At 63.4% G+C, this 8,928-nt stretch carries 9 protein-coding genes and 1 pseudogene; 4 read left to right on the top strand and 6 right to left on the bottom strand.

What is annotated here, in order from left to right; all coding sequences use genetic code 11:
- The coding region (locus BFL43_RS00585; RefSeq protein WP_084889703.1) for a transposase at positions 1-256 on the top strand (256 nt) is incomplete at its 5' end.
- Positions 253-1,191 (top strand): IS3 family transposase, encoded by a 939-nt coding sequence (locus tag BFL43_RS00590; protein ID WP_084889697.1) that lies wholly within the window; start codon positions 253-255, stop codon positions 1,189-1,191. The genes BFL43_RS00585 and BFL43_RS00590, both read left to right, overlap by 4 nt.
- Here the strand turns inward: BFL43_RS00590 and BFL43_RS00595 are convergent.
- The 6 genes and pseudogenes from BFL43_RS00595 to BFL43_RS28760 form a co-directional block, all read right to left on the bottom strand.
- On the bottom strand, positions 1,152-1,961 hold the full coding sequence (locus BFL43_RS00595) for a carbohydrate ABC transporter permease (RefSeq protein WP_240497981.1): 810 nt from the start codon (positions 1,959-1,961) through the stop codon (positions 1,152-1,154). The genes BFL43_RS00590 and BFL43_RS00595 overlap by 40 nt on opposite strands.
- Before the next feature lie 133 nt (positions 1,962-2,094).
- The gene (locus BFL43_RS00600; RefSeq protein WP_084889800.1) at positions 2,095-3,045 is read right to left on the bottom strand and encodes a sugar ABC transporter permease; all 951 of its coding nucleotides are present in this window, start codon (positions 3,043-3,045) and stop codon (positions 2,095-2,097) included.
- A gap of 6 nt (positions 3,046-3,051) precedes the next feature.
- Complete coding sequence (locus BFL43_RS00605; protein ID WP_084889802.1) at positions 3,052-3,915, bottom strand: metallophosphoesterase; 864 nt, start codon at positions 3,913-3,915, stop codon at positions 3,052-3,054.
- Positions 3,916-3,944: 29 nt separating this feature from the next.
- Positions 3,945-5,260, bottom strand: a pseudogene (locus tag BFL43_RS00610) (ABC transporter substrate-binding protein).
- A gap of 25 nt (positions 5,261-5,285) precedes the next feature.
- On the bottom strand, positions 5,286-6,455 hold the full coding sequence (locus BFL43_RS00615) for an ABC transporter ATP-binding protein (protein WP_084889804.1): 1,170 nt from the start codon (positions 6,453-6,455) through the stop codon (positions 5,286-5,288).
- A complete protein-coding gene (locus BFL43_RS28760; protein WP_168176498.1) occupies positions 6,452-6,619 on the bottom strand; it encodes a hypothetical protein in 168 nt (55 codons plus the stop codon). Before BFL43_RS28760 ends, BFL43_RS00615 begins: the two co-directional genes overlap by 4 nt.
- Here BFL43_RS28760 and istA point away from each other — a divergent pair.
- Both istA and istB read left to right on the top strand, forming a co-directional pair.
- A complete protein-coding gene (istA, locus tag BFL43_RS00620) occupies positions 6,619-8,139 on the top strand; it encodes an IS21 family transposase (RefSeq protein ID WP_143694986.1) in 1,521 nt (506 codons plus the stop codon). The genes BFL43_RS28760 and istA overlap by 1 nt on opposite strands.
- The coding region (gene istB / locus BFL43_RS00625) for an IS21-like element helper ATPase IstB (RefSeq protein WP_084889715.1) at positions 8,136-8,928 on the top strand (793 nt) is incomplete at its 3' end. The genes istA and istB, both read left to right, overlap by 4 nt.

An 8,928-nucleotide genomic window follows, 5' to 3' on the forward strand; every position in this document is an offset into this window, starting at 1 on the left:
CCGTGATGGGGCGGTCCGGATCGTCGAGGAGACGGGTAAACCGATCGCCCAGGTCGCGCGCGATCTGGGGGTCAACGAGGGCACCCTGGGCAACTGGGTCAACCGTGCGCGCGCCGAGCGCGGCGGCGAGGATGAGGCGAGCGGCGATAGTGCTGCCGAGCTCAAGCGGTTGCGTGCCGAGGTGGCCGAGTTGCGGATGGAGCGCGATGTTTTAAAACGATCGGTGGTCCTGTGGGTGAAGGAGGCGACGAAGTGATGCTGGCCCGCTTCATCGCAGAGCAGAGGACCACCTATCGAGTGCCACATACGGTCACGTGCGCGCTGCTTGGCGTGAGTATGGCGTGGTTCTACAAGTGGTTCAAGCGTTCTCAAAAGCCGGGTGCAGCAACAGGATTGCATACCGCGCGTGACTATCGGCGCGACACGGTAGACCGCGCAGTCAAGGTCAAGTTCATGACATTGCGGGGCTTGCATGGTTCCCCGCGGCTGCACGTGGACCTGCGTGAGGACGGGTGGACAGTGAGCGAGAAGACGGTCGCGGATTCGATGCGCCGGCAGGGTTTGGTGGCACGCCGGATCCGTCGCCGAAACGGGCTGACCCGGCAGGACAAGACGGCACCGAAGTTCCCGGATCTGGTGCGCCGGAACTTCACCGCGACGCGTCCGAACGAGAAGTGGGTCGGCGATATCACCGAGATCCCGACTGCGGCCGGGAAGTTGTATCTGGCGACCGTGATCGACCTCTACAGCCGCCGATTGCTGGGTGCGGCCACCAGCGTGCATCCAGACGCACCGCTCGCGTGTGCAGCAATCGAGATGGCGGTGGCCACCCGAGGCGGTAAGCAGGCCATAAGGCGTGACGAGGAGTCCGAACGGGTCATCTTCCACAGTGACCGCGGGTCGACGTACACCTCCAACAAGTTCACCAAGCTGTGCCGTCGGATGGGACTCCGTCAGTCGATGGGCCGCGTCGGGTCATGCTTCGACAATGCCGCTGCCGAAGCGTTCTTCTCTTCCCTGGAGTGGGAGGTACTGTCACGCAACGATTTCGAGACTCTTGCCGGAGCCAAGGCCGGTGTGCTTGACTGGTGTTACGGCTTCTACAACCACGTCCGCCGGCACTCCACGATTGGGATGGTCAGCCCCATCGACTACGAGAACGCTGCAGTCGCGGAGCCCGAAGCCGCATAGAGGAGTCCTCCACGATTTGGGGGGAACCACAGTCCGCTGCGGACAAAGGCATTGACGATGTGGCGTTGCAGCACGATGTAGAGCACGAAGATCGGGAGGCAGGCGAGGCCGGCGAGGGCCATCATCGGTCCCCACTGGTCTCCTTCGGTGCCCATGAAGCTGCGCAGGCCGAGTTGCAGGACGTCGTTGCTCGACTGGAGTACCACTGCGGGCCAGAAGTATTCGTTCCACGAGTTGATGAACAGCAAGATGGCCAGGGCCGCCAGCGCTGGCCGCAGGTTCGGGACGACCACGGTCCACAGGATCGACCACGACGAGCGGCCATCCATTCGTGCCGCCTCGATCAGTTCCTTCGGAAACCCGGACATGTGCGTACGCATCATCAGAACGGCAAGAGCAGAGCTGAGTGTCGGGACCACCACACCAGACAACGTGTTGAGCAGACCCAACTGGTTGAGCAGAACGTAATTCGGCAGCATCGTCACCTGATACGGCACCAGCCAGGTACCGACGAATGCCAGGTACAGCAGCCCTTGGAACTTGAACTTGTAGACCGCAAACGCGTACGACGCCAGGATGGCGATCAACATCTGACCGCACGTGGAGGCCAGGGCAACCCCGAAGGTGTTGACCATCAGCCGTATGACGTCGACCTTGTCGGCAGCGTCGAAATAGTTCTCCACCGACAGCGGCCAGGGCAGCGGTGTCAGCGAACTGACATCGCCTGGCCGGCGAAGCGATGTCGCCACCAGCCAATAGATCGGGAACATACAGGCGAGGGCGATGACGGCCAGGGTCAGGTGACCCCAGATGCGGGCGAGTAGGCCGGTGGTCGGAGCCGCAGCGGGCACCGGCGGCGGGGCACTGGTGAGCGTCTCCTCCGGTGCTGTCTTCAGAACGCTGTCAGTTGTCATGGAAGGTGATCCGTTCGGACAGCCAGACCAAGAAGCCGGCGACGACGCCGAAGCCGAGGAACAGGACGATGCCTGCCGCCGCGCTCAGGCCCGCATTGAATGAGTGGAATCCGTAGTCCCAGAGCAGGTAGTAGATGTTGGTCGTGGCCCCGGCCGGTCCGCCCTGGGTCAGGGTGTCGATCAGCGGGAAACTCCACTGGGCGCTCAGCAGGATGGTCATGAGCGTGAGGAAGACCAGCGTCGGCGACAGCAGGGGCATGGTGATCCGGGTGGCGATCTGGAGACGATTCGCGCCATCGAGTTGAGCTGCCTCGTCGTAGTCTGTACTGATTCCGGCGAGGCCGGCGGCCACCGCCAGCACCGCAATGCCGATGAGGTGCCACCCGGTGATCACGATGATCGCCATCTGGGCGGTGTTCTTGTCGTAGATCCAGTTGTGGTCGGTGCCCAGGACCCGGTTGACGATGCCGCCGCTGGGGTCGAGGAGCCATCGCCACACCGCTGCGCCTGCCACCGGAGCCACCAGGAACGGCGCGAAGATGAGACCCTGATAGATTCGCGAACTCCGCACCGAGACACCGCGCATGGCGAATCCGATGACCACCGGCACCACCACCGTGAACGGCAGCAGGCCGACGATGAGCACCACCGTCAGCCACACCGCATCGCCGAGCGCCGGCAGCTCGAACAACTGCTGGTAGTTGTCGGTGCCGACCGACTTCATCGGGCTGGCAGGCAGCAAGTTCCACGACACAGTGGACAATTGCACGGCTTGCACCAGCGGACGATAGGTCCACACCACCAGCAAGATCAACGCCGGACTGAGGTACAGGTACGGTACGACGCCCCGCCGCAACCGCGACCACCGCCGGGGCCGCGACGGCGGAACCGGAGTGTTCGCTGGGCGGCGGGACGTCGTCGATTCGGTCTGAACGAACATCGTCAGTCAGTTCGCATTCGGGGTGATGGCACACAGTCGTTCGAGCGCAACCGATTGAGGCTCGCTGTACACGTCGTCGACACCGACGACATCGATGGACGTGGCCACCGCAGATTCGCCGAACAGGTCGATGCGGCTGAACCCGAAACCGACACCGGCCCGGTGCCGCCCCTGAGGCGGGAACGGATCGGTGCGGTAGGACAGCGGTGGCCCGATCCAGACCGGGATACCCGAGATGGCCGATGCGCCGGCGTAGTGCGCATGACCGCACAGGATCATCCGCACATCAGAGCCCGCGATCACGGACTGGAGCGCGCTCGGGTCAGTCAGCCTCAGGAAGTCGACGGTGGCGACCGGCGAATGCACCGGCGGGTGGTGTATCACCAGCAGGGTTCCGCGCGGCGCCCGGTCTTTGAGCACTTCGGCGAGCCAGTCCAACTGGCTGTCCTCGAGGCTACCGTCATGACGCCCGGGCGTGGTGCTGTCGAGTATTACGATGCGCAGACCGCCGATGTGATGAACGACGTCGTAGGGCGCGCCCAGGTCGGTCGAACCGTTCCGGCTCAGATCCAGACCGATACGAAATCCGGCCCGATCGTCATGGTTGCCCATTGCGTAACACACTGTGGCTCCGAGCCGGGCTGCGTTGGGTTCCAACATCGTTCGCAATGTTCGGTAGGCCTCGGGCGATCCGGCGTCGGCCAGATCGCCGGACACGATGATCGCATCGACAGTGCCATCCCATGCGTCGAGGTGATCGAGTGCTTTGCGCAGATTCTTTGTGGTGTCCATCATTCCGTGCATCAGGTCGCCGCCGGTACTCAGGTGAGTGTCGGTGAGCTGGATGACGGTGTGGTCGGGCGTTGTCATGATACCGGGAGGAGCGTGTTCGCCTGCTCTTATGCGGCGGTCATGGTGGCAGCGGGGTCGGTTCCCTGGAATACCGAGGATTCCACGGCGGACATCATGCCGTCACGGATCTGGAGATATTCGTTGCCCGGCATCGAGATCCACGGCTCCATCGACTTCAGCTGTTCCAGGTTGGGCTCGAGCAACTGGTTCTGCGCCGCCCAGTCCTTCAGACCGGCCGGGTCATCCATCAAACCGGTACGCAGGGGCAGGTAGCCGATACCACTGGAGATCTTCACGTAGGCCTGTTCGCTGGTCAGGAACTTGATCAGCTCCCATGATGCGCGCTGCTTCGCGGGGTCCTGCGAGAAGATGAACAGCGACGCGCCGGAGTTGGTCGGGACGACGGGCTTGTCGCCGAAGCTCGGCATTGTTGTGGACCGCAGGTCCCACTTGTCTTTGGCGCCCTTCACGAATTGGTCCTGGATGGCACTTGTTTCGAGCAGCATCCCCATCTCGCCACGAGCAAACGCCTCATAACCCTGCTTCTGGGTCAGTGTGGGAGTCGCCCCGGAGTTGACCATGCCCTGTGCCATGCTGACGACCTCGACGGCAGCGGGATCGGCGAACGTGAGGCTGTCCCGGTCATCCGATATCACCTGGCCGCCGTTCGAGCGCACCAAACTCTGAAAGCACCAGTCCTTGGCGGTCTTGGTCAGGCAATCGATGTAGGCTCCGCCCTTGCCCGTCTTGTCAGCGATCGTCTTGGCAGCGACTGCGACGTCCTCCCACGTACGCGGGGGATTGTTCGGATCCAGTCCGGCCTGCTCGAAAGCGAAGCGTTGTAGTAGAACACCGGGGTGGAGAAGACGAACGGAACGCCGTACGTCTGGTCGTCCCAGTCGCTCAACGTGCGTGCGGTCGGAGCGAAAGGATGCGTTTCGCCTTCGAAATTCTGCTCGACTGCCTCGTCACCGACCAGCGCATCAAGTGATTTCGCCTGCAGTTGGTTGACGGTGAAGTCGAGGTCCGAGAACCCCAACTGTGCGACGTCGGGGGGATTTCCCGCGGTCATCTGGTTGCGGATGCTCGAGATGGTGTCGGTGGCCGGGTTGGGGCTGTTGCCTGCCGGCTTCTGTGCGGTGACGGAGATGTTCGGGTGCTCTTTGGCGAAGTCGGCGAGCAGGCTGTTGAACGTGTCCGTCCATGCGCCCGCCAGGCCGTAGTTGTAGCTCTCGAAGACAATCGAGACCTTCTGGTCATCAGCCAGTTCCGGGATGGCCGAGGTCGTGGTCTCGTCGTCGGACGTACTCGACAGACAACCGGTGAGCGCCACCAGTGACGCGATCAACGGAACGGCAAGTATATGTCTGGCCTTCACGGCGGTGCTCCTACGTAAAAGAGAGTTGAGGGTGGACGGGTCGTGCTGCCGGGTGCTGCCAGTGCAGCCGCCGGCCGTTTTCGGGATCGAACACATGGAGATCGGAGGTGTCTGCGGAAAGTGTGATCTCCGAACCGACACCGAGGCCGCGGGCCGCCCCGACGCGAGACATCCGTGCGCACAATGTCACCGAGTCGACTGTGACGTGCAGCAGCACGTCGCCGCCGAGATTCTCGGTGAGTGTCACCACCGCAGGAAGCCGTATGCCGCTCGGTGGCTGAGCAGGTCTCGTGTGATCGTCGCGGTCGTCCAGGCGCAGACGCTCCGGACGAATACCCAGGGTCAGGCGTCGGGCGTTGATGATCCCATCGTCTGCGGCGTCGATCCCCAGATGGACAACCACCTCTCCGACCGTCGCGACCAATTGCCCTGCTTCCACGCTGATGTCGGCGTCGAAGAGGTTCATGGGCGGTGCACCGAGGAAGGACGCCACGAATACCGACTGCGGGCTGTCGTACAGCTCTTCTGGTGTTCCGACCTGCTCGACACGGCCCTTGTTCAGCAGGGCGATGCGGTCGGCCATCGTCATTGCCTCGACCTGATCGTGGGTGACGTACAGAAACGTCTTGGTGACGCGTTTGTGGAGTTCGATCAGCTCTGTGCGGGTCACGGCGCGGAGCCGGGCGTCGAGGTTGGACAGCGGTTCGTCCATCAGGAAGGCGCCGGGATCGCGGACCATGGCGCGGGAAAGGGCGACTCGCTGCCGCTGACCGCCCGAGAGCTGGCCCGGCCTGCGGTCCAGTAGCTCGGTCAATCCCAGTGAGGCGGCGACGCGTTCGACAGTCGCTATCGTTTCCTGCTTCGGAACCTTGGCCGTTTTCAGGGGAAAGGCGATGTTCTTCGCGACGGTCAGATGCGGATACAACGCGTAGCTTTGGAACACCATCGCCAGATTGCGTTCGCGCGGTGGAACATCGGTGACTTCGGTACCGTCGATCACCACGTTTCCCTCCGTGGGCATCTCCAGGCCCGCGATGATCCGCAACAGTGTTGACTTGCCACACCCGCTGGGCCCGAGCAGGACCATGAACTCCCCGCTGCGAACGGTGAGGTCGACTGAATCCAGGACCGTGGTGCCGTCGAAACGTTTGGTCACCGCGTTAAGGAACAGCTCGCTCATTTGTCCATGGCCATGAAAAAGTCCCCATTGGTGGCCAGGTCGAGGTCCCCACTGGTGGCCAGATAAAAGTCCCCACCCTGTGCTCGTCGTGTCGACCCGGAACTGAAGGCCCAGGCGATGACGGTGAAGGTGCCAACCACACCATCACCGCCTGGGAGTTCCATTGAAGTCTGCGAAGGACCGTATGGACATCATTTCTGCTTACCGCGAAGTCGGAAGCTACCGAGGAGCCGCCGAGCTGTGCGGCACCACCCACAAGACCGTCAAACGTGTCGTCGACCGGTTCGAGGCCGGCGACCAAGACCCTCCCGAGCGCGTTGAGCGCTCCCGCAACTACGACGCAGTCACCGCCCTGGTCGATGAACGCGTCAAGAGATCGCACGGCAAGATCACGGCCAAACGACTCCTGCCGGTCGCCCGGACCGCCGGTTACGACGGATCGGACCGCAACTTCCGACGTTTGGTCGCACAGTCAAAAGCGCAGTGGCGCAGAGATCATCACCGTGGACGCCGTCCCGCGGTGTGGGCGCCGGGTGACTACCTGGTCATCGATTGGGCCGTCGTCGGCGGCATCCATGTGTTCTGCGCGGTGCTCGCGTTCTCGCGGTGGCGGTTCGTTGCCTTCGCGACCAACGAAACCGCAACGACCACGTTGACGTTCATAGCCCACGCCCTCGAGGAGATTGGTGGAGTTCCCAAGCGGGTCCTGGCCGACCGGATGGGTTGCCTCAAAGGCGGTGTCGTGGCGAACGTGATGATCCCCACCCCGCAGTACGTCCGGTTCGCTGCCCACTACGGCTTCGCACCGGACTTCTGTCACGCCTCAGACCCTGAATCCAAAGGCATCGTCGAGCGCCTGTGCGACTACGTTCAGTCGGATTTGGCCATACCGCTGTGGACTGAGGCCAAGGTCGCGGCCGGCCGCGACGACGTGGTCCTGGATGTGCATCAGGCCAACACGGCCGCCCACGTGTGGTGCGTGGAGGTCAATTCCCGGCAGCACTCGGATACCTTCGCCATCCCGAACGAGCGACTCGAGGCTGAGCGGGAAGTGTTGGGGCAGTTGCCGTCTCTGCGGATGCAGGTCGGTCCGCCGCCGGTGACCCGCAAAGTCGACCGACTCTCATGTATCCGGTACGCTTCGGCCCGCTACTCGGTGCCCACCCGGCTGATCGGAACGACCGTGACCCTGGTGCAGGATGCGGGCCGGTTGCTGATCATCGAACCGAAATCCGGTGAGGTGGTCGCCGATCACCAGCTCGCTGCACCGGGTGAAGCGATTATCCTCGATGAGCACTACGGCGGCCCACGCCCGGCCCCGGACCGCGGACCCAGACCGAAAACTGCTGTGGAGAAACGGTTCTGCGCACTCGGCGAACCCGCTGAGCAGTTCCTCATCGGTGCCGCCGCGATCGGCAATACCCGCCTGAGCTCGGAGTTGGATGCACTGCTGGCGTTGGGCGCGGCCTACAGCGACACCCTGCTACTCGAAGCGCTGACCCGGGCGGTGGCGTTCAAACGGTTCCGGGCCGCTGATGTGCGTTCCATCCTGGCCACCGGCGCCGCAGCACCCACCCCACGACCACCCGGTGACGCCCTGATAGTGGACCTTCCCTCGGCGCCGACCAGATCGCTGCAGGCCTACAAACACACCCCGGCCACCGATAGCGAGGCCTCCTCATGACGACCGCCAAGACACCTAAACCAGCTGCACCACAGTCTATCCCAGAGCTGCCCGCCGATCTGGACCTTGCCCTGCGGCGGTTGAAACTGGCGGCGATCCGCCGCACCGCACCCGAAGTCCTGCTGACCGCCAAGACCCAACGCTGGACTCCTGAGGAGGTGGTGCGGACCCTGGTCGAGACGGAGATCGCTGCCCGCGATGCCTCCAACATCCGCAATCGTCTCAAGGCCGCGGCGTTTCCAGTCGCCAAGACGTTGGAGTCCTTCGACGTGGCGGCATCCTCGATCCAGCCGAAGGTGTTCGACTACCTGTCGTCGCTGGAATGGATACGAGCACAACATAACTTAGCGATCATCGGCCCCGCGGGTACAGGTAAATCTCACACCCTGATCGGGCTGGGGATCGCTGCTGTGCACTCCGGGCACAAAGTCCGGTACTTCACCGCTGCCGACCTCGTCGAAACGCTCTACCGCGGGCTGGCCGACAACACCGTCGGCAAAACCATCGAAGGACTGCTCCGCCAGGATCTGCTCATCATCGACGAAGTCGGATTCGCACCGCTCGACGACACCGGCACCCAACTGCTGTTCCGGCTCGTCGCCGGCGCCTACGAACGCCGATCCCTGGCGATCGCCTCGCACTGGCCGTTCGAAGACTGGGGCCGGTTTCTGCCCGAGCACACCACGGCCGCCAGCATCCTCGACCGGCTGCTGCACCACGCCACGATCGTCGTCACCGACGGCGACTCCTACCGCATGAAACACCGAACGGAGGGCCCCACCACAACCT

It is taken from the genome of Williamsia sp. 1135 (assembly GCF_002095395.1).
GTDB lineage: Bacteria > Actinomycetota > Actinomycetes > Mycobacteriales > Mycobacteriaceae > Williamsia.